Consider the following 21,009-nt stretch of genomic DNA (forward strand, 5'->3'; position numbering starts at 1 on the left):
GAAGAAAGGTGGTTTATCACTTGCATACATTGACCAAACACAAGTCCAAAACATGGGCTGCCCTCATTCTTAGCGGCATGCTCCTCTTCACCATGAATACAACGAGTTACGCTGCCGCCTCACCCGAATCCATGCCCAAACCGGCGTGGACATCATCTTCTCTGTTGCTGTCTGAGGCCAATACAGAGAAAGATGTTTTGATCAAGGAAATCTATGCCGTGCCTTCGAAAAATCTCGTATATGTGCATGCTGCCCAGCCTGTGACCAAAACAAGCAGCAAAACAACACTGGACTGGCAACTGGACTCCCTTCAGGCATTCGATGCTACAACTGGACAATTGAAGTGGAATACGATATTCCATGAGAAAAGCGGCCCTTATACAACCTACTCCGATTCGGTATATGCAAGCAACGGTACAGCATATGTGTATATAGAGTATTCTGACAAAACCAAAAAATTGTACTCATTCAATACATCTGGCAAGACCAACTGGGTCAAAACGGTGAATTCACCTGCAAGCATTTCTCTACTGGATAACGATACGCTGATGGTTTCTTCAAGTCAGGGTGTACAATCGAATGGTTCGGTTCGCTCAGCCATCTCGTTATATGACAAGAAGGGCAAGCTGATTACCGAAAAGACGATTAACGGTGCTGTGCTTAAGGCTGATCATGGTCGAATTGTAGTGGATGCCAGTAAACAAACCAAGGTAGGCAACTTCTGGCAACAAGCCGCGAATCCCAAAGTGGAGATCTATGATCGTACGTTGAATCGTCTGTCCTTCTACCAATTCCCTTCCAGTGCGAATACACTAGGAGATGGCGGCGGTGAATCACTGGCTATTCTGAGCGATGGTTCTATTATTATGCGCGCCAATTTCGAGAACACGGGTAACCGACTGATGGGCTTTGGCATCGATGGCAAGCTCGCTTGGGGACGTGCTATTGCTGGTGATGCCTACATTCAGACAGCTGGTAACAGCTATACAGTCCTGACAGGACAGAAGCTGGAACTGTACACGATGAAAGGCAAAGTGACCGAGCGTACATTCAAGGACGCACAGCCTGCACTTATGCGTGTGGACCAGACACAGGATGGACAGTATCAGCTTGATTTTGCCAAAACAGGATACATTCTTGATCCACAGAAGCTGGAGGACGTACATGTCTACACCACCAGTGCTTCAGTTCCTTCATTAGAAGGTATCTCTACTTATATGGATGATATCATCTATTCCATGAACAATGAGACATTGTCCAAATATGTACTGAAGCCCACTCCTGCAAAATAAAAAAGAGTCTTTCTGGCTCTTTATCATATGCCAATGATTCTAGTTCCATATACTAGCCAAAAAGCCGGAAAAGTTCTATAAAGAACTCTCCGGCTTTTCACATGTCAGGATATACTTATCCTATTTCCAATTCTCTTCTATAAACTCGTCCCGTCCGGATAACGCACGGTCTTCCTTATAGTGTTTCTCGTTTTTCTTGTGATAATCCTGATGATAGTCTTCAGCCGGATAAAATACGACAGTATCACGAATTTCCGTAACAATGGGTTGATCGAATCGTCCACTAGCTGCAAGGTCCTTCTTGGACTGTTCAGCAAGCTCACGCTGACGTTCATTATGTACAAAGATCGCTGTACGATACTGTGTACCCCGATCCTGGAACTGGCCTCCGTCATCCGTCGGATCAATCTGGGGCCAGTACAGCTCCAGCAGTCGTTCATAAGGGAATACATCTGGATCAAATGTAATTTCAACGACTTCGATATGACCAGTCTCTCCGGTTTTGACCTGCTCATATGTTGGATTCTCGACGTGACCGCCGGCATAACCCGATACAATACCATGAATGCCCGGTTGTTCTTCAAACGGTGTAACCATACACCAGAAACATCCGCCGGCGAATGTAGCTTTTTCCATTCCGTTCATCCCCTCTTATCGAAACTACCTATAGAAACTGATGCTAATGTGCGCATACTTCTTATATTGTAAAACAACAAGAGGTTGATTGAAAGCCATCGTTATGGCTCTCAATCAACCTCTTCATTTGTAATACATATGGCTGACAACTTATTCAAGAAGTTATCTTGAATTCGTTACCCGCGACTACGACCCATCGAACGGAAGATCAAGCTTACGATCGCTACAAGAACAATCGCACCAATCAATGCAGGTACAATGTGGAATCCGCCCATCTCAGGACCCATATCTCCCAAGATGACTCCACCTAACCATCCACCGATGAAACCAGCAATGATGTTACCAATAACACCACCCGGAATGTCACGACCAACGATCAGACCTGCCAACCAACCAATGATACCACCGATAATTAATGACCATAACCAACCCATATCATTCACCTCTAATTAAAGTTTTTGTTGTTGTCTGTCTACTATTAACCGCTACAGAAGCATTTAAACAATTGGCATAAAAATTTTTGCATATTCCCGTTTGTCCCTATGCATCCTTCTCTGCAAAACAGGCCTTGGCCCAGTATGGAAACAGATCGCGTCACTTTCCGGCATCTCACCAGCTCAGGGCTGCGTTATGTACCTCCCGAAAGTCATTGTATGTTAGAGCAGACAAGGTTAGTATCACCAATTGAGGTAGGATTATTTATAGTCTCATACTAAAAGTTAATGTAAGTCACAGTGGCCATGTTCCGATTACGAATCGGTCTTACCCATCAATAAAATCCTGCACGTCCCTTACCCGGCTGCGCCAGCCAGGTATGTTTGTGGCTCTTGTCGAATTCGCCACGCATCGACTGAATGACTTTCACAATGTCTGTCTGACCATTCTGATGCCATTCCAGCGCAGCGCTGACATACAACTCCCCCAGCTGCGCAAGAGAGAAGGTGTCGGTCAGGCGAGCTGCCTCTACCGTGCCATCTTCACCCGCGAATATGGTGAAGCCTCGTTGCCGCAAATATTGCAGGCGAAGCTCTTCATCTGGCAGCGGGATTTCATAAGCCCGGTCGAACCGTCCAGCACGGTTCATCAGGCCTGGGTCTATTTTCTCCGGATAATTCGTTGTCCCGATCAGGAAAATGCCTTCTTTCGAAGTTGCGCCATCCAGTGTATTCAGGAAAAAGGAACGGACTTCATCCGGCATCGAATCGATGTCCTCAATGATCAGCACCATCGGTGCAAGCCGTTTGGCAGCCTCGAACACTTCACGCACCGATTCACTATTGGTATACTCCGTAATCTGCCAATACGCAGCCGGTCCCGGGATACTTCCAGCAATGGATTTCACCATTGTGGTTTTGCCGTTTCCGGGGTGTCCATACAATAGAATTCCCCGTTTGTACGGGATATCATAATCTCGGTAAAAAGAACGATCCGCTTCGAAGAACTGATCCAGCGAGCGGAAAATATCCTGTTTGATCTGGGCCGAGAGAACGACATCTTCTCTTCCCACGGAACGAGTGATGGATTCGACATGTCGATCGCTGCCATTCCGGGCATCGGTGTAAACCGTCACTTTTTTCATATTTTGCTGACGTTCCCGTTCGCGGACACTTCCCAGAAACTGCTTCATCTCCTCATCCCCGACAGCAAAGACAAAGTCTTCACTGTAGATTCCGTTCTCTCGGAAAAATGGAACACGCACAAGCGCAACGCCCCATTTCGGATAGGCAAATACGTTATTACGAATGGAGTAGTGCACACCATAAGTAGGCACATCTCCATCATCGTCGTAATGCAACGTCTGAAGCTCCAGATCCTCGAATATGCGGGCTACCAACTCCACTTCGTCACTACCATTCTGCAAGTCTTCCCGGAGCAACTCCCAATATTCATTGTTCGGGTCAGAACTGGCATAGAGCTTGTATTCAACCCCATAGCGCTGATGGAGCGCCTCACTGATTCCACGGATCAGCCTTGAATAGATGGCATACCCTTCCACTCGAATTCGGGTATCATGTTGTTCGTCATAGGTATAGATCGCTTGGGTTGGATCCGTTTGTTTTTCGTTTATTGTCATTATTTCGCTCCCTTGACCGCTACAAGCGGTTTACATTTGGCTACAACTTGAGCCAGGCCTGCGCCGGTAACACTGTCTATAATTTCATCTACATTTTTATAAGCCTGAGGTGACTCATCAATAATGGATTCAAGTGAACGCTGGTTTAGCACAATCTCATCTTCTGTCCCCACGCCCAGTGCCGAAGCAAAATCTTCCACCGAAACCAGTCGTTTCGTTGCTGTCCGTGAACGGATCCGACCCGCACCGTGACATATTGAATAATAATTATCGGCACCTTGCGGCTGACCCACCATGATATACGAAGCAGTTCCCATGGAACCGGGAATAAGTGCCGGATGTCCTGTTGCCAGATAAGGCTTCGGATTATCAGGGTGCCCTGCTGGCAACGCACGTGTCGCACCTTTCCGATGCACAAAAACGGAACCCTGGTCTGCGTGGGATTCCTCCCATGCATAGTTGTGCATCAGATCGTACAATGTACGAAATTCACATTTGTAGCCAAACACATCCCGGAAAGCCTCGCGAATAGCATACGCAATCAGATGACGATTGACAACGGCGTAATTCAAAGCAGAATACATCATATTCACATAATGACGACCTTCCGCATGCTCAAGTGGGGCAAATACCAGTCTGGGATCGGATGTACCCAGGTTAAGCCGCTGCATGACTTTGGCAATCGCTGAGGAACTCGTCTGGCTTACATAACCACCCCATGCACGAGAGCCGGAATGAATCATGACCACGACCTGTCCATCATACAATCCCCAAGCTTCGGCGATTTCACGGTTCTCTTCTGCAATTTCAATCGCCTGGATCTCGGCAAAATGATTTCCGCCACCCAGTGTGCCGAGCTGACGATGTGAACGATGCCACGTCATATCAGGGATGTGGTTTAACACATCCTCATCGTAACTGAACTTACTACTCTCCACATGTGTCAATGAGGTTGATTTTTTCGGGGTATAGCTGTCCGGAATATACTTTTTCGGTAACCCATGCAGCCCTTTACGAACAATATGTTCCAGTCTGATATCTGAGTAATCGCCTCGCTGGTTTGCCTCCATCGGTAGTACTTTCTCAATGGCCTTAACGAGTTTGCGGCGAAGTTTGATATCTTTCAATTCGTCTTTGTGCAGGTTCGTCATATGCACTCGCATACCACAGCCAATATCACTGCCTACGATCGAGGGAGATACATATCCACTCTGCGCATCCCACACAGCTGTCGTTCCAATGCAGGTACCTACACCGACATGTACGTCTGGTGTGTAACTCATATAAGAGATTTCCGGAATCTGCAGATTATTGTTCGCCATCTCGAACACCTTGTAATCCAGTGAGGAGAAGAGCTGTTGCGCCGCATATACGGTCAGATCGCCTGCAGGCAATTTCACTTCATGCCGATAGTCACCTGCGAATTCGTTCTGCTTGGTCAATAAATTAAACTCTGTATTCATAAATGTGTTTTATTCCTTCCTGTACGTTCAGCAAATTCGGTTTGCTTGATTCCTTGTATAAAATAAACATAAAAAAGCCATAGGCTATTCGCCCATGACTTCTACTGAATGACAATAACGGAGAACAGAGCAGCATGAATATGCTGTGTCTGTCATCCATCGCTATAATATAAGCGAAGAACGCATATCGATTATAAACCTGCTAAACGATATGCCTATCTCCTATGTCGACCGTATGAGGCCAATGAAACGATGAGCCGGATATGCTATTGTATCTACGTTGCGCCCTGTTTGAATCAAATCATAACCAAGCATCATGTCTCTCGGCCTCCCTTCGTTAATGTTAGTCTTATATTAAGGGGACTAGAATTCATGTGTCAACCCTTTTCTTGGAAAATGGGCCATGCGCATATTTCATATGCAAACAAAAACAGGAGACTGTCCTAGGACAGCCTCCTGTTTTGCAGCTAATAATGATGTTGTTAGCGTAACATGATTATTACAATCCTGCTTGTTTTTCCAATTCTTCAACCGGATTTTCGTCTTCTTTTTCAGGAACTTTGGAAGACAGGAACCAACCACATACCGCAATGGTGATCAGTACAATATAGAATCCGAATTTCCAAATTTTATTTTCCGGGAAATGCTCATCCAGAACACCCAATGAAGGGTGTGCGAGTGTAATAACTGCCAGCTTAACCCCTACCCAACCTACGATTACAAAGGCCGCAACTTCAAGTCCTGGACGGGAATGAAGCAATTTCACAAAGTATGAGGCTGCAAAACGCATGATCACAAGCCCGATGAATCCACCGAGGAAGATAACGATAAACTGTCCACCGTCTAGTCCGCCAATTGCAGGCAATCCACTTGGTGGCAACGCCACAGCCAAAGCAACAGCAGCCAGAATGGAATCGACTGCAAATGCGATATCCGCTACTTCGACCTTGAAAACGGTCATCCAGAAACCGGATTGTTTTTTCGGTTTCTTAGGCGTTGAATCAGCTGCTTCATCTGTCTTATTGCGACTACCCAGTATCTTTTTAACGATGTGGTTAATCGAAATGTACAGGAGATACAAGGCACCGATCGCTTGCACCTGCCATACATCGACCAGGAAAGAGATCAGGAACAACGAACCTAAACGGAAAACAAATGCACCCATCAAACCATAGAACAACGCTTTTTTGCGCTTATCTTCAGGCAAGTGTTTAACCATAATTGCGAGTACCAATGCATTATCTGCTGCGAGTAATCCTTCAAGGACCACTAAGACAGCCAGCACCCACCCATATTCTAATAATAATGAAACATCCAACATTGACTCCTCCTTAATATTCTTATGATGTACAAAAAAAAGGACCTTTACCATCACTGGTAAGGTCCTTTTATATCCACAAAAAGAGACCTTTACCGAGCATGAAAACTTGGTAAAGGTCTCGCTAACAACAAAATTGCTGCCAATAAAGCCGGGGATATAATCCCGAATTGACGACTTTACTGTAAAAGCTACTCCCCTTTAACAGGAATATGTAGTTTTAGTTGGAACGGGTTGTTTAACCTGTACTCATCATATTTCATAACGTTAAATAAAGTCAAGCTTTATTTAGTTGACGAGACAACTTACGGAATACAACCACATCGTAGATCATATTCCCCAGTGGAATGAAGGAAACGAAGAACAGAGCGATTGGACGACGCAGACGCCATTTCTGTGAAGTGTACAAACTCACCATAAACAACAAATACATTAAAAACAAAAAACCGTATAAATTTCCAAACCATGTGACAGCCTGCGGCATAATCCCGGCATCTCTCAATGGAAAAGCAACAAACAGAAGCAACACATACGAAATGCCCTGCAACCACAACATCAGCCGGAAGCGCCCCAGCATAGAATGTAACATCATTTTCCTCCTGCTTCTATACATGTAACGAACTCAATAGTTCCCGTACAGTATATCACAAAAGCCGCAGAGGTTCCGCTCCAATACATGCAGCAGATTATTCCTGCACTCTCATATGGGTGGTTCACCAGCCTGTTCACAGGAGCCAAATGCTTCAGCTGCTCATAGGATATATGACGAAGATTGTTACAGATGTCGGACAAGGAGGAGCCTGATCATGAAAATAGCTATGGTTGCACCCGAGAAATTGCCTTTGCCCGGTAATGGTTCAGTGGAAATCTGCATTCTGGGCATCGCTCGCGAACTTGCCCATCGCCATCAGGTGACCATCATAAGTCGTCAAATGGCAGGACTCGCCGCCGTAGAGCAGATCGATGGCATCACCATTCAACGTGTTCCTGCATCGAGTACTGTCGGGTACACCAAAGCAGTAATACGTCTGTTATCCAAACAACCTTACGATGTGATTCAAGTGGATAACAGGCCCCGAAGCATGGCTGCCATTAAACAAGCTTTTCCACACACGCCCGTTGTACTCTATCTCCACTCGTTGACGTTCGCGCAACCCGGACCATCCAGACTCGCATTGATGAAAAAGGCCGATTGGATTGCCGTCAACAGCCAATCCTTGAGACAAAGGCTGGGCCGCAGATTTCCGCTTGTAAAACGCCGGATGAGTGTTGTTCCACTTGGTGCGGATCTGAGTCGCTTCAGGCCTGCTGAGTCCAGTGAAGAACAGCTTCGTCTGCGTACACAATTTGGAATCACTAAACCATTCTCTATTCTATATGTCGGTAGGCTCATCCCCGGCAAAGGCGTAGACATATTAATTCGGGCAACTGCTCTCCTTCAGCAACAGATGCCTGTTCAACTGGTTGTGGCAGGCAAAGGGCCTCCACTCTACGTGCGTAAACTTCGCGAACTTGCCCGAAAACAAAAAATCCATATCTCTTTTCGGGGCCAGATAAACCATGAGCATATCGATCAGTTATACCGGGCAGTCGATTGTCTCGTCTGTCCATCCCAAGAACATGAAGCCTTTGGCTTGGTTAATGTGGAGGCCATGGCTTCGGGATTGCCTGTTATTGCTTCTGATAACGGAGGTATTCGTGAGATTATTGAATCAGGTATCAACGGATACCTTGTGACGTCTTATAAGCGCCCTCAACGTTTTGCCTCTTGCCTGTATAAACTTGCAAGCAATCCGACTTCTGCCGAAATATTGGGGAAGGCTGGTCGGGATAGCGCAGTAGCACATTTCAGTTGGGCCCGAACAGCCATGCATCTGGAAGCCACCTATACCAGGCTCATCCGTGAATGAGCCTCCTTCTGTTTTGATAATTCATCTTGACCCCAAATAGAGGGAGATATTATTTAAGAAGATCAAGCTTTTTCACGAGATTGCCATCCGGTAATAAAAGAATCCATCTGTGGAACGGGAATATGGCTCATTTCAATCAACTCCATAATCACCATATCTTTCATCATGAATCGTACTTTGGCACACGTTAGTTGATGAAATACATCATAGAATGCCGCCCCTGTCCAACAGCCATGAGGAACCACAACCGAATCATTAACGATATAACCTACGGCTCCAATGGGGGGAATGACAACCTTAATGGCTTGGTGATCCAAGCGATTATCTGGATCTTTGACGAGGTACACGGTATCCCCCACATGTAGAACCTGTACTCCATGGTAATGGTCCATCCCATACATAGCTGCGAATAATTTGGTACTCATATCACCTGCTCCTTTTCCTGCATTCTCCATGATTAACATTACAAAGATTCATTGTTGTCATAATGCTCCAACCACGCCACGAGTTGCTTCCGTATCTCTCTGCGAAACTCAAGAGGTTCAAGTACTTCTGCCTCGGGCCCAAATTGATACAACCATTTCAAAAATTCTCGGCCGCTATTCAGTGTCACTTCAAATAACAATCCCCCATCCGACATATCTGTCATTCGCGGGCGAACAAACATCTCTTCTTCTTTTATGTAGGGGGCCACTTTCTCAGAGAATCTTACTTTGAAATGGATATTTTCATCGCCACGGTCAATGGACCATGTGTTCTTCATGTACTGCGTTATGTTGAAATCACCCTTGTCGAATTCGACATGTGTTCTCTCCACATCCAGGAAACGGCTAATCCGAAACAATCGGACTTTTTGCAGCAAATGACAGTATCCTATCAGATAAAAACGTTGATCCCGCGGAATGAGATAATAAGGATCAATATCCCGGACCGTGATCTCATTTTTGGTCAGCGTATGATATTGAGTACGAATCGTTTGCCGCCTTAGGATCGCTTCAATGATGGGAATGAGCAAATTGGGGTCTTTTCCTTCCTCCCGATAAGCCGGCGTACCCATCCGAATAATTCCCGCAATGTTCTCTACAATGTCACTGTTTCTTGATTTTAATTTGGTATGAGCCGACATGACCTTGTCAAAAGCTGAGTCAAATTCAGCAGGTAACTTAGAAGTATCGACTACGGATGGAAGCATGGAGAAGACCATGGCTTCCTGTTCAGTAAAGTCTAACGGATACATCGCAAACTCACCAATAAATCGGTATCCCTTGCCATATCCTTCGTTCATAATAGGGGCGACCCTGTCCAAAATCCGGAGATCACGATATATTGTGCGTACAGTCGTACCGCATTTCATCGCCAACTCCTTGGCCGAAATTCCGGGATTTGCTTGTATAGCTTGAAGTATACGCAGCAGACGAATTAATTTCTCTGTCATGTAGTTTCTCCCCTTCGATATTTTATCGGCAAGGAAAACTAGTTCCTTTAGTACAGAACTAAATCTTTAGTCCCAATATTATTTTCGCAATTTCACGTTTGTATATAGTTCAATTGCACTTTCTCCCTTCTTTTAATATACATTCTCTTACTTGCTTGCGTAAATTATTAACCATAAATCCCTTGTACCTAAGTCTGAAAGCCTATACAAATTTCTAAAATTAATACAAAAAAAGCCTAATCTCTTCAAAGAGACAAGGCTTTTCCTGGGGATTACTGGTTATGGAACTGTATTCAGTTGCTTCATCACATTCGCCATATGCTCACAGAGTTCAGGAATATCTCCCATCTGGTCTTCATTCACACTGCGGTCAAAATATACGTGTGCCGTAACGTTATACGTGATTGGCTGTTCATCAAAGATATACTGGATAGTCTGGCAGATCCGCTGCTCAGGCCAACTTTGTTGCAATATCGCACGAATAGCTGGGCACTGCCTCTCAGGCTCTTTCATACCCATGCCAAACCGGATTTCCAAACGGCAACCTGGATGAGCGCCAGGCGTCTCCAGAATCTCCGCTGCGAGCTCCTCAAGGGAACTGCTTAACACGACCTCGCCTGTTACTTCCGGACGATCCCTGAGACAGAATTGTAACAAGAACTCTCTGGACATCACTGCCATCTCCAGCCGATCTTTACGCCCCGTAATCTGAATACGTTCATCCAGGTTATCCATATCATATAGAACATTTTCAAAGCCAACTTTCAGATTGTCATATACCGTCGGATCAAACATTGAAATTAACCCACCTTCTTTTCCTTTAACATGAATTGTAGTACATTTTCCATATACATGCGAACATTGTGCCTATTGAACTCTGAAAATAAAAAAGCCCAGTCCTAAGGACTGGGCTTGGGTTAAGTACGGGATCTGGCAGCTCCCTGAGCGTGGCTTATTCTTCTGCAGATTTTTCTTCAGCAGCCGGTTCAGCTTCCTCAGCAGATGCTGTTGGCTCTTCCTCAACCGCTTGTGGCGGCATAACGGAAGCGATGATGGATTCAGGTGATGTTATGAGTGTCAAACCTTTATCCAGTTTGATATCCGCAGCCGTCAAGCGATCACCAATGTCCAACCCGCTAACATCGACTTCAATGGAAGTTGGCAGATCCGCAGGCAATCCTTCTACTTCCAATTGTGTTTCCTGTGTCTGGAATACACCGCCAGCTTTCGAACCGGCTGCTGTTCCCTGGAAGTCGATCGATACACTTACGCTGATCGGCTTGTTCTTGGAAATTTGCAGAAAGTCTACATGCAACAAACGTCCGTTACGCTCTTGCTGATCCTTGATCAGCACCGGAACTGTTTTACCGCCCTCAACATTCAGGTTGAACATTTCGGAGCGGCCTGTGCGTGCCACCTTCAGCATTTCTTTTTCATCTACATGTATTGAAGCACCTTCAAGTCCCGGGCCGTAAACGACTGCAGGAACTCGTCCGCCTTGTCTTAACAGGCGCAGTGCTGCACCTTTCTTTTCCGTTCTTGGCGTTGCTGTAAGTTGAGCCATTTTTCCGTTGGATTTCATGATTGAACATCCTCCTTCAAGGGATCACTACATTATATTTGTTGGAAAGCACTAAGGCTTCTCTCATAGACCATGATGGTCTTTTTTTCTGTGGCCGAATCGTGGGCCATATCTATATTTACCCCAATGATAGAGGATCTCAAACACACAACAGGACAATTCTTTTTTGGAATCAACCAGCGCTTCATGTAATCAGACCCAAAAAAGCAGTCGGAATCTCTTCCAACTGCTGGTTTATTAAGCTTTAACCGAACGTCTATATGAGATTATAAAAAAATAAATTATGCGCTGTTACGATCCTCTCTCAGATCGCTTTCACGAATGACCTGCATCTCATCGGACCCACTGCGAACAATAATGTGCACATCACCGTCTTCAGGTACAATATCCACGTAACGGTCTCCACATGTGTCTTTGGCTTCCCACTCGTTCAATCGAATGATCAATCCCAAGTGATGCAGACCCGGAGCAACACGGAAGCGGGCTTCAGCGGCATTTCCGACTTGTTCCAGCGGGACTGCTCCATCTTCCATGCCAGTGCCCCAGACCCAGACATCCCAGCCTTCATAGTGCTGGTCCTCCCGTTCATATCGAAGCGTGACGGTTCGCGAAACCTGTTTAAGAATGGTTACGACAAGTGTTGCCCGGATTCCTCCAGCTTCAGCAATGATCTGCGTTGCTCCAGGTGATATAGCCCGCACGATCCCCGCTGAACTTACGGCTGCCATTTCCGAATGAGACGAGCTCCAACGTATAGTAGAATGCTGAAGCGGCTGACCGAATTGATCCAGAACCAAAGCACGGAAACGGCTGATTCGAGTCATATACATAACAGGTTCGCCCACAATTTCAATTCGCTCGGCATGACGATGATCCACCTGTAATATACAAGTTGCCGTTATATCCCCACAGTGGACTGTAATTGAGGCTTCTCCGCGTTCCAGTGCATGGATTGTTCCATCAGGCTGTATCCGAATAATATCCGGCTCAGAAGAAGTCCAGGTAACAGGGGCATTCTCTACGACATTGCCAATGCTGTCCCTTACGATCGCTCGCAGTTGAACGGTCTCTTTCGGACTATATACCTGTCTTGGAAAACTAATCTCCAGAGTGGCCGGATCAGCGCCTCCAGCACGCTCTGTATCGTACAAAACCATCAATGACCACCGTTCTACCCGAACAGTGCCACGAACGGTCTCAATCAGATCCGTACCTGCCTGATGATCATTGACCACGACATGCCAGTCACCTTCCCCCAGGTCCACATGTTGCTGATGTTCGGTTCCGTTATAGATCACCATAATCTGATTCCAGGTGTCCTGATTCGCGCCATCCTGAAGCATAAATACAACTACATTGCCGTCAGCACGAATTATACGAAGGTGATTCCGTACCTGTTCGGCATCTATCATACGAAAGGCGGGATGTGTACGTCGCAGATGGATCAGACCACGATAGTAGTCAAACACCGGTCTGAACCGCGATTTGTTGGCCCATGTGATGGTATTCACCGCATCTCCGCTCCGATAGCTGTTATGATCACCGGCTTTGGATCGGAGCATCTCATCTCCTGCATGCAGAAACGGAATGCCCTGGGAGGTGAGCAGAATGCCGGAAGACAGTAACGAACGACGAACCATCTCATGATCCAGTACATCATCTGCATCCACATACCGATATGGATCTGCTGCTTTTACCGCCGACTCAGCACTCCCGCCTCCCACCGGCTGTCCGTCCTTCCATACGGGAAAACCTAATTCATGTCTGAGGTTCATCGTTGTTGCGATTTTATCCCACAGATTCAGATTGTCATGGGCAGTTACATAATTGACGGTTTCCACAGGTGAAGATGTAAAATCATCCAGTGCCCCCGCTAATCCCCTAGAGATCTCATATTCCTGCCCCCCGGCACCTGTGACAAACCCTTTTCCACCACCATCACTGTCTCCCTTAATTGCACTGCGAAAATGATCATTAAATACAGCAAATCCCTGACCTCGCTGTGTTCCTTTTAACGTTTTGCGGTCCAATGGCGATTCTCCACCCGTCCAGGGTTCCCCATAGACCAGAAACGCCGGATCGATCTGTTCCCGTAGTTCGCGCGTTAATTCATTCATCGTTTCCGTATCAATCAGGGCCATGAGGTCAAATCGAAATCCGTCCACATGATATTCTTCTGCCCAGTATCGGAGAGAATCGAGAATATATTTTCGCACCATTGGGCGTTCTGTCGCCAATTCATTGCCTACACCAGAACCATTACTGAGGGTGCCATCCGCCCGATAACGGTAATAATACCCGGGTACAATTCGATTAAAAGGTCCTTCTTCCACGCTATACGTATGATTATAGACAACGTCAAGCACAACACGAATGCCTTGTCTGTGCAGTGATAGAACAAGTGATTTGAACTCCCGAATGCGAACCGCAGGATCACGAGGATCAGTCGCATACGAACCCTCGGGAACGTTATAATGCTGGGGATCATACCCCCAGTTGTATGGTACTCTGACATTTGAACCCACATCCGCCGCAGCGAGTTCATTCACTGTCTGATAATCCGCTACAGGCAAAAGATGCACATGAGTAACTCCCAGTTCGGCAAGATGGTCTACCCCAATGCTATTCCCCGCTCTATCAGTGAGTCCAGATGCTGTGAACGCCAAATATTTTCCCTTATACGGAATGTCCGCATGGGGGTCGGAGGAGAAATCACGTACATGCAACTCATATAGGACAGCATCCACCGGACGCAGAAAAGCAGGTTTGACATCCAGGTCCCAATCGACCGGATTGGTGGTCTCCGGATCTATAATAGCCGTTCGTTGCCCATTAGCCGTTACCGCTCTGGCATAAGGATCAACAACTACTTCAATCCGCTGATCATCATGTATAATACGGTACATATAAAAATGTCCTGCCCAATCGCCGTTAAGCTCCAAACTCCATATCCCGTCCGCATCGCGCGTCAGAGAATATTCCTGCCCACCTTCGTGATCCTGTACTTTGCCACTATCGTTGTAATGCCCTTCATCTTCAAAAACCAATATATAAACCTGTTGTGCCGTAGGTGCCCACAATTTAAAAGTACTTGCTGCACGAGTATATGTTAAGCCAAGATCGTTGCCTTCGTAACGAAAAGAAGTCCATTCCGGCATCGTTCCCACCGCCTTTATATCCATTGATTTCGTGTTGTCCCGATGTTACGGAGCGGGACGTTGTTTGTCAACCCGGGGTTGTCTGTACTCATCATATCGGTTCGATTCGAATATTCAATTAGCAATCGCTTTCAAAATATAGATATGTAAACAAGCGCCATAGATTGACAGCATTTGTACCTGTCCCGACAAAAAAAGTTTGAAATAGATAGGAATAATTGCAGGATGAACGTGGTTTGAACGAAAACCATACTAAATTACGCACTAAACTGGCGGACGTTTATTAAAGGTCAAGCATGACGAAGTCCTCCTGCGACAAAGACAATACTTTTTCACTCGACACAAAATCCCCCTTTCCGAACGGAAAGGAGGAGTGGTTTTATTTTTTGGACAATCAGGACTTCGAATACATCACCGTCATGGTTAGAGCATTCACAGTTACCTGTCCGTCCTGTCCGTCCTGTACGACACGGATCGCATCAACACCGGCCTGCCCTTCCTCTACGACCACATTCCATGTGCCTGTGGGAACAGAGACGGTACGGTTTTCTTTTCCAGCATTATAGATGACGACAATGCGCTCCCATGAATCGCTGACGGCCGCACCTTCCAATTCATAGGCTAACATACCATTACCTTTTTCAAGAAGACGAATATGCTTCTCGATCTCTTCCCGTGTACGAAGCCGGAAGGCTGGATGCTCTCGCCGAAGACGGATCAGCCCACAATAATAGTCAAACACCGGCTTGAACCGTTGCTTTTGCCCCCAATGAATGGCATTGACCACGTCTCCACTCTGATGGCTGTTGGCATCCCCATATTTGCTGCGAAGCAATTCATCTCCGGCTGCAATCAGAGGGACACCTTGGGAAGTGAGAACGATACCATTGGCAAGCAGACAACGCCTAACCGTCTCGTTCTCCAGGATATGATTCGGATCAATCTGTAAGTAAGGCTTAGCCTTCTCTACAGCCGCTTCCACACTTTGGCATCCGCGAATGTTTCCATCCTCGTTATAGGTGAGGAAATTCAGCATATCGTGTAGTCCTTGTGTCCGTGCGACTTTGTCCCACAGGTTGAGATTATCATGTACCGTCACATAATTAATGGTTTCGGATGGGACATCCGTAAAATCATGGATCGCTCCCCGGACGCCTGTCCACAACTCGTCTTCTTTCCCGTCCGCACCAGTCGCAAAACCCGTGCCCATCCCATCACTGTCTCCCTTAATCACCCCACGGAAATTATCGTTAAACACGGCAAATCCTGCTCCGCGCTGTGCTCCTTTTAGGGTCATATCATCCCCAAGCGGTGAATCCAGTGCACCCCATGGCTCACCATATAACAATATGGATGGGGATACTTCGGCGTGCAACTCCGCTGCAAGCTGCTTCATCGTAGTTGTGTCGATTAGGCCCATCAGGTCAAATCGAAAACCATCCACATGATACTCCTCTGCCCAGTAACGCACCGAATCGATAATAAACTTGCGTACCATGGCGCGTTCGGTAGCCACCTCATTGCCTGTACCTGAACCATTGCTATACGTCCCATCGGCATTCTGGCGATAGTAGTACCCGGGTACAATTTTTTCAAACGAGCTGCCCGCCGTATCAAACGTATGATTATATACCACATCCATAATGACACCTATGCCCTTGTTATGGAGAGCAAGTACCATCGATTTGAATTCACGAATTCGTGTCTTCGGTTCATCCGCACGTGAGGCATAGGAACCTTCGGGGACATTGTAATGAAGTGGATCATATCCCCAGTTATAGTTGGAGGCATCAGACGTATCACCATCCACCCTGGATTCATCCACTGTCGCAAAATCAAATACAGGCAGCAGATGCACATGGGTGATCCCCAGTTCAACCAAATGATCGATTCCCAGCGTGTTGCCCTCTGCATCCCGCATCCCGGTCTCGGTAAAAGCCAGGTATTTTCCTTTATGTGTGATTCCAGATGATGGGTGTATGGAAAAATCACGCACATGCAGTTCGTATAAAACTGCATCTACAGGACTGGTTAATTCAGGGCGAATATCCTTACTCCACCTATGCGGATGCGTCTGCTCCAGTCTGATGATTACACCCATTTCTCCGTTCATGGTGACCGCTCGTGCGTATGGATCAACAGCAGTCGTTGATTGTCCATCTTCGAAAGTAGGCTTGTACATGTATCGGTAGTTATCTAACTCCCCTTCCAACTCCAGAGCCCAAATGCCTTGTTCTTTCTTGTGCATGGGTAACGCCCTCTGTTTCAATTGATTGGGCTCTTCCCCCGGGCTCCCACCTGTCAAAGGTGGGTATAGGAGTAGTTCCATCTGAACGGCTAACGGTGACCAGACTTTGAAGTGACAGGCATGTGATTCTACTGTGACACCCAGATCTCTTCCTTCGTATGTATCTTCTGAAATGAATAGTTCCTGCTTATCCTCTTCAATCATGTGTGTTGTTCCCCTCTCGTTGAGAAATTAATGAATACGGATGGAACGAGTACTCCTTACCCTTTATACCCGTTCTGTTGACCAACCATAATCCGAATTAAGCAAAAGAAGACAAACGCCATGTGGATTCACATCACGCCTGCCTTCTTTAAGGGTAAAACGATGTCTATCTAATGCGGTACCTGGGATTGGAAATCATTGCGGCTAGATTGATCAGCGTGGTAGAAAACCACATCTCCATCTTGCATCGCCCAACTTCTCCCCTGACCATCTACCGGGCTATTATCAAAACCCTCCATCTGCCATTGGTTCATCAACGGGCCATGAATATATTGCAGATGTGGTGCATTTGTATTGCCGTTACGCAATGTTTCAATATCGAAGTTTACCACGATGTAACCGTCCCTCAGGAATACCGTTGCCTTCTCATCCAACTGGTTTTGTCTGGAAAGCAATTCGAGATCGGTTCCTTTGGACACAGCATATACATCCGCTGGCAAGCTATATTCGCCATACCAGCGCTGAATCGCTGCATTTGCCCGATCTACATTAACACCGGAAGGTATATCTGTTTTTGGACCAATGAGTGTACGGATCTGTGAAGGAAGAATCATCCAGTTATAACGACCTACCCACGTTTTATGATGAGAGGTCTGATCCACGAAACGAACCATATGTTCCGCCAGTGTACCCTGATTGCGTTCCTCCTCAGACAGTTCATAAGAGTACTGATAACGTGCTGTATCACCTAATTCCGTACCGGGTACATTCCTCAATCGTGAGTTCAGGACAACAAAGCGTTTTTCTAAGTCTTGAGCCGAGCCGATACGAATGAGTCGTTCCTGTCCTCGGTGGTAGTATAGATCCACTTCTTGCCGGGTGGTGCCATCTTTACTCACAAAAGAGAACGTCGGGGTGATTCGGATACCATCCTGTTTCCCAAACATATTACCCTTGGTCTTGAGATCGAACTTGAAATGGTACCCTGTTTTCACCGCTGCATTTCGGAAACCCTGTACCGGATGACTGCCGGGACGTATAGGCAGTACATAGGGTGCCAGATTACCTCGGGGATCTCCGTCTATACTGTTTCCCCCGGTCCAATAGCTCACACCCGTTGGTTCCGGGCTGCACATCCGCTTGCGGAATACATTCTCCCAGTTGTAGTCTGAAATATCGGTGATGTGAAAATCATACAATCGCCCGATGACCTCCACAGCAACGGTATCTGCTGCGACATGATGGGTCAGATTTGTATTGGCATCCTGTTGCTCCGTGAAGTTTGCAGGCGCATTTTCGGCAATATTACGGAACTCGATCTGGTAATTCCCTTCATCTACCCATACAGGGAGATAAAAAGGGGTGTCCAACTGATTTACCGGAATATCCACCCATGTCATGGCCGGTATAAACTGACTTCTGGCACCGTTATAGACATCAAATGGAAAACGAACCTGTTTGATCTGAAAATATTTTGCGTAATCACGGTTTCCATAACCAGGGTAACTCGCTACATCCAGATGTTGACCTGAGGTGGGTATCCGCACAAGGAATGGACGCTCTAAAATAAGTGCAGCTCTGGTCGGATCAGGCGTGATCTTCTGGTTATGCGGCTCATCATCTGACACCCAGGCATAGTTCACAACCGGAGTATGTACTGTCACCGAGTTGATGCCCGGAATGGGGAACTTCTGATCCTGGCCTCCGTTAATATTGCCAGGGAGCAGTCCATACGTAATCTCACCCGTGGTTGGCTGGTTAGCTTTGTTCATCAATGTGTTCTTAATCGTAAGCCGGTTCTGGTACAGAACATCGTCTCCGATCATGCCAGGCTGCGGGATCGTCCCAGGTCTTGGAGCTGTTTTTTCCACGGGAGCAGGATCCATAATCGTCGCTCCATTGAAGGTTACTTTGTCATTATTGACGGTATTCTCTCTAACCTCCGCTTCAGCTTTGGATTGAAACAATGATGTTTCATCTGGCGTAGGCGGTTCAACCGAACCACCCGGAACCCCTTCGGTGCCAAGATCAATCTCTCGGCATGGCGCAGGTTTTACATGCGTGGTAACCGCAGGATCCATAGCCGATTGCACAGTCGGTGGTGTATATGCATTGGGCGTCAGGGTCACGGTGTCACCATAACCACCTAGCGCATAGTTAGATACCTTGGCTTCATTTAACTTGTATACCTCCAGGTTATCGATCTGCCAATAGCTATAAGTCCTTGTTACTTGCATAGTCTTGTCTCCAGGAACATCAAGTTCTCTCGGCTCAGGAGGTGTTCCTGGATCACCCTCACCACTAGAGGATCTTCCCGGGATCGTCCAGGTTTTATGATAAACCTTCTTCACTTTCACAGTATAAGTCACCGTTCCAGTCATATTAACCCACCGGTGCTGAAACAGATACCCTTTGGCTAAGACATTAGCGTAGAGATCTTCCGAAGTTGGAATGCCACGAGTGACATCAAACTTCTCAACTCCTCGATCGTCTGCCTTCAGCACGCCTTGAACAGAGGGGTCCATGACCGCTGCTTCAATAACTGTACCTCTACTAGGCGGGCTGATGGTCACAGGGCATGCGTTCGCAGGGTCTCCACCCGGATCACCACCATTACCGCCTCCTCCATTACCTGTGCAGTCCTTCACTTCCAGCACCTGAGTCCCTTGTTCATCCAACTGCTGAGTCGGATCAAGAAAATGAGCTTTGATGGTGGTGCTACCCACGATCCCTTTGGTCGTGATTTTGCCATCTGCGCCGATCGTGGCCACAGACGGATTCGAGCTCTGCCACCTCAATTTAGGATGAGCTGTCAGTTTATGAACAGATCGATCAGGTTTGGTTAGAACCGCTTCTGCCTGTAGTGGTGTTGTATTGGCTTTACAAGCGTTCGGCAGATTCACCACGAGTCCTGGCTCAGACGTAACGGTTATGGTGGCTGTATCTGAGATGAGATATGTACCATTGTTCCAGATCGCACGCACAGTGACCGTGCCTGGACTTTCGGCCTTTAACATCCCTGTTTTCAGTTCAATGCTCGCGATCGTCTCGTCAGAGGAAAACCATTTGATCTCCGCTTCTCTTCGCGATACATCGATGCCCTCATTAAAAGTGGTTTCGCCATAGTTTTTGGTCTTCACCTTGGCTATCATCTGCTGGGTTTGTCCTATGGTAAGGGTAGAATCCTCTTCGACAGTTATCTCTTTTTCTTCTTCCAAATCACCCTCCCAGATAATGTCCATGGGCGTGAAATAAGAGACATTGTATTTAGGACAACCTGCCGTTGTTTGCCCACCATTTGCGAATGGACTCTTGTCGGTTGGTGTGTGGTCCCCTCCAGTAATCGTTCTTATTGCAACAATTGTTGAAGGAAAAGGTGGGGTAGGGTCTCCCACACCAGTATATGAATCTTGATCTGCTCTCCCCTGATAATTAACATCATGGATTCGGACATTAAGGATGCTTGAGACTTCGACTCGTCTTGAATTATAATCAGGCCAGTTTTCTGCAGGCCATCTACTGAAATCTACACTATCCGGAACTTCTGTAGCAGCAGGAAATGGACTGGAGCAACTCCCTGCATTATTCGCATAAGTTGGTCCTCCAGCATGGTCAGCTCTAAATTGTCCGCTATCCACTTGGTACCAATAAACCCCTGGCCTCCCTACAGTAGGAGTGGCTAGTATTGT

Annotated in this window: 15 protein-coding genes; 2 read left to right on the plus strand and 13 right to left on the minus strand. The window is 46.7% G+C overall.

Features of this window, described 5'->3' with window-relative positions; translation table 11 throughout:
- Positions 1–20: 20 nt before the first annotated feature.
- Positions 21–1,292 carry a hypothetical protein gene (locus WFI24_RS27790; RefSeq protein ID WP_336765181.1) on the plus strand — a complete coding sequence of 424 codons (1,272 nt, stop codon included), beginning with the start codon at positions 21–23 and terminating at the stop codon, positions 1,290–1,292.
- A gap of 120 nt (positions 1,293–1,412) precedes the next feature.
- Here WFI24_RS27790 and msrA read toward each other — a convergent pair whose 3' ends face one another.
- From msrA to WFI24_RS27820, 6 genes are all read right to left on the minus strand, one after another.
- Entirely contained in the window at positions 1,413–1,928 is a 516-nt protein-coding gene (gene msrA, locus WFI24_RS27795; RefSeq protein ID WP_336765182.1) for a peptide-methionine (S)-S-oxide reductase MsrA, read from the minus strand.
- Between the two features lie 176 nt (positions 1,929–2,104).
- The gene (locus WFI24_RS27800) at positions 2,105–2,362 is read right to left on the minus strand and encodes a GlsB/YeaQ/YmgE family stress response membrane protein (protein ID WP_062835823.1); all 258 of its coding nucleotides are present in this window, start codon (positions 2,360–2,362) and stop codon (positions 2,105–2,107) included.
- A 335-nt stretch (positions 2,363–2,697) separates the two neighbouring features.
- Entirely contained in the window at positions 2,698–4,002 is a 1,305-nt protein-coding gene (locus tag WFI24_RS27805; RefSeq protein WP_336765183.1) for an AAA family ATPase, read from the minus strand.
- Positions 4,002–5,465: an RtcB family protein gene (locus WFI24_RS27810; RefSeq protein ID WP_336765184.1), complete on the minus strand. Its 1,464-nt coding sequence runs from the start codon at positions 5,463–5,465 to the stop codon at positions 4,002–4,004. The genes WFI24_RS27805 and WFI24_RS27810 overlap by 1 nt, the downstream gene beginning before the upstream one ends.
- A 499-nt stretch (positions 5,466–5,964) precedes the next feature.
- Positions 5,965–6,786 carry a TerC family protein gene (locus WFI24_RS27815; protein ID WP_083657153.1) on the minus strand — a complete coding sequence of 274 codons (822 nt, stop codon included), beginning with the start codon at positions 6,784–6,786 and terminating at the stop codon, positions 5,965–5,967.
- A 274-nt stretch (positions 6,787–7,060) separates the two neighbouring features.
- Positions 7,061–7,375 (minus strand): DUF3817 domain-containing protein, encoded by a 315-nt coding sequence (locus WFI24_RS27820; protein WP_336765185.1) that lies wholly within the window; start codon positions 7,373–7,375, stop codon positions 7,061–7,063.
- A 214-nt stretch (positions 7,376–7,589) separates the two neighbouring features.
- Here WFI24_RS27820 and WFI24_RS27825 point away from each other — a divergent pair, with 214 nt between their 5' ends.
- The gene (locus tag WFI24_RS27825) at positions 7,590–8,693 is read left to right on the plus strand and encodes a glycosyltransferase family 4 protein (protein ID WP_336765186.1); all 1,104 of its coding nucleotides are present in this window, start codon (positions 7,590–7,592) and stop codon (positions 8,691–8,693) included.
- Positions 8,694–8,755: 62 nt separating this feature from the next.
- On the opposite strand, the gene WFI24_RS27830 is transcribed toward WFI24_RS27825, so the two are convergent.
- The 7 genes from WFI24_RS27830 to WFI24_RS27860 all read right to left on the minus strand — a co-directional run bounded on the left by WFI24_RS27830 (position 8,756) and on the right by WFI24_RS27860 (position 20,958).
- Positions 8,756–9,118 carry an HIRAN domain-containing protein gene (locus WFI24_RS27830; protein WP_336765187.1) on the minus strand — a complete coding sequence of 121 codons (363 nt, stop codon included), beginning with the start codon at positions 9,116–9,118 and terminating at the stop codon, positions 8,756–8,758.
- 38 nt (positions 9,119–9,156) lie between these two features.
- Positions 9,157–10,128 carry a helix-turn-helix transcriptional regulator gene (locus tag WFI24_RS27835; protein WP_336765188.1) on the minus strand — a complete coding sequence of 324 codons (972 nt, stop codon included), beginning with the start codon at positions 10,126–10,128 and terminating at the stop codon, positions 9,157–9,159.
- 279 nt (positions 10,129–10,407) lie between these two features.
- Entirely contained in the window at positions 10,408–10,923 is a 516-nt protein-coding gene (locus WFI24_RS27840; RefSeq protein ID WP_336765189.1) for a hypothetical protein, read from the minus strand.
- Positions 10,924–11,080: 157 nt separating this feature from the next.
- Positions 11,081–11,710, minus strand: a complete 630-nt coding sequence (locus tag WFI24_RS27845; RefSeq protein ID WP_336765190.1) for a 50S ribosomal protein L25 — start codon at positions 11,708–11,710, stop codon at positions 11,081–11,083.
- A 281-nt stretch (positions 11,711–11,991) separates the two neighbouring features.
- Positions 11,992–14,868, minus strand: coding sequence for a type I pullulanase (gene pulA, locus WFI24_RS27850; protein WP_336765191.1), 2,877 nt, complete (start codon positions 14,866–14,868; stop codon positions 11,992–11,994).
- A gap of 394 nt (positions 14,869–15,262) precedes the next feature.
- Complete coding sequence (gene pulA / locus WFI24_RS27855) at positions 15,263–17,320, minus strand: type I pullulanase (protein WP_336765192.1); 2,058 nt, start codon at positions 17,318–17,320, stop codon at positions 15,263–15,265.
- A 170-nt stretch (positions 17,321–17,490) separates the two neighbouring features.
- Entirely contained in the window at positions 17,491–20,958 is a 3,468-nt protein-coding gene (locus tag WFI24_RS27860; RefSeq protein WP_336765193.1) for a DUF5704 domain-containing protein, read from the minus strand.
- Between the last annotated feature and the right edge of the window lie 51 nt (positions 20,959–21,009).

Origin of the sequence: Paenibacillus sp. USHLN196 (genome assembly GCF_037144955.1) — a bacterium.
GTDB classification, from domain to species: domain Bacteria; phylum Bacillota; class Bacilli; order Paenibacillales; family Paenibacillaceae; genus Paenibacillus; species Paenibacillus xylanexedens_C.

What these genes read in the sequence shown, in the direction of transcription:
- WFI24_RS27825 (WP_336765186.1), top strand. Translation starts at nt 7,590, where the DNA reads ATGAAAATAGCTATGGTTGCACCCGAGAAATTGCCTTTGCCCGGTAAT.
- WFI24_RS27845 (WP_336765190.1), bottom strand. Translation starts at nt 11,710, where the DNA reads ATGAAATCCAACGGAAAAATGGCTCAACTTACAGCAACGCCAAGAACG.
- WFI24_RS27840 (WP_336765189.1), bottom strand. Translation starts at nt 10,923, where the DNA reads ATGTTTGATCCGACGGTATATGACAATCTGAAAGTTGGCTTTGAAAAT.
- WFI24_RS27830 (WP_336765187.1), bottom strand. Translation starts at nt 9,118, where the DNA reads ATGAGTACCAAATTATTCGCAGCTATGTATGGGATGGACCATTACCAT.
- WFI24_RS27800 (WP_062835823.1), bottom strand. Translation starts at nt 2,362, where the DNA reads ATGGGTTGGTTATGGTCATTAATTATCGGTGGTATCATTGGTTGGTTG.
- WFI24_RS27815 (WP_083657153.1), bottom strand. Translation starts at nt 6,786, where the DNA reads ATGTTGGATGTTTCATTATTATTAGAATATGGGTGGGTGCTGGCTGTC.
- WFI24_RS27820 (WP_336765185.1), bottom strand. Translation starts at nt 7,375, where the DNA reads ATGATGTTACATTCTATGCTGGGGCGCTTCCGGCTGATGTTGTGGTTG.
- pulA (WP_336765192.1), bottom strand. Translation starts at nt 17,320, where the DNA reads ATGATTGAAGAGGATAAGCAGGAACTATTCATTTCAGAAGATACATAC.
- pulA (WP_336765191.1), bottom strand. Translation starts at nt 14,868, where the DNA reads ATGCCGGAATGGACTTCTTTTCGTTACGAAGGCAACGATCTTGGCTTA.
- WFI24_RS27805 (WP_336765183.1), bottom strand. Translation starts at nt 4,002, where the DNA reads ATGACAATAAACGAAAAACAAACGGATCCAACCCAAGCGATCTATACC.
- WFI24_RS27810 (WP_336765184.1), bottom strand. Translation starts at nt 5,465, where the DNA reads ATGAATACAGAGTTTAATTTATTGACCAAGCAGAACGAATTCGCAGGT.
- msrA (WP_336765182.1), bottom strand. Translation starts at nt 1,928, where the DNA reads ATGGAAAAAGCTACATTCGCCGGCGGATGTTTCTGGTGTATGGTTACA.
- WFI24_RS27835 (WP_336765188.1), bottom strand. Translation starts at nt 10,128, where the DNA reads ATGACAGAGAAATTAATTCGTCTGCTGCGTATACTTCAAGCTATACAA.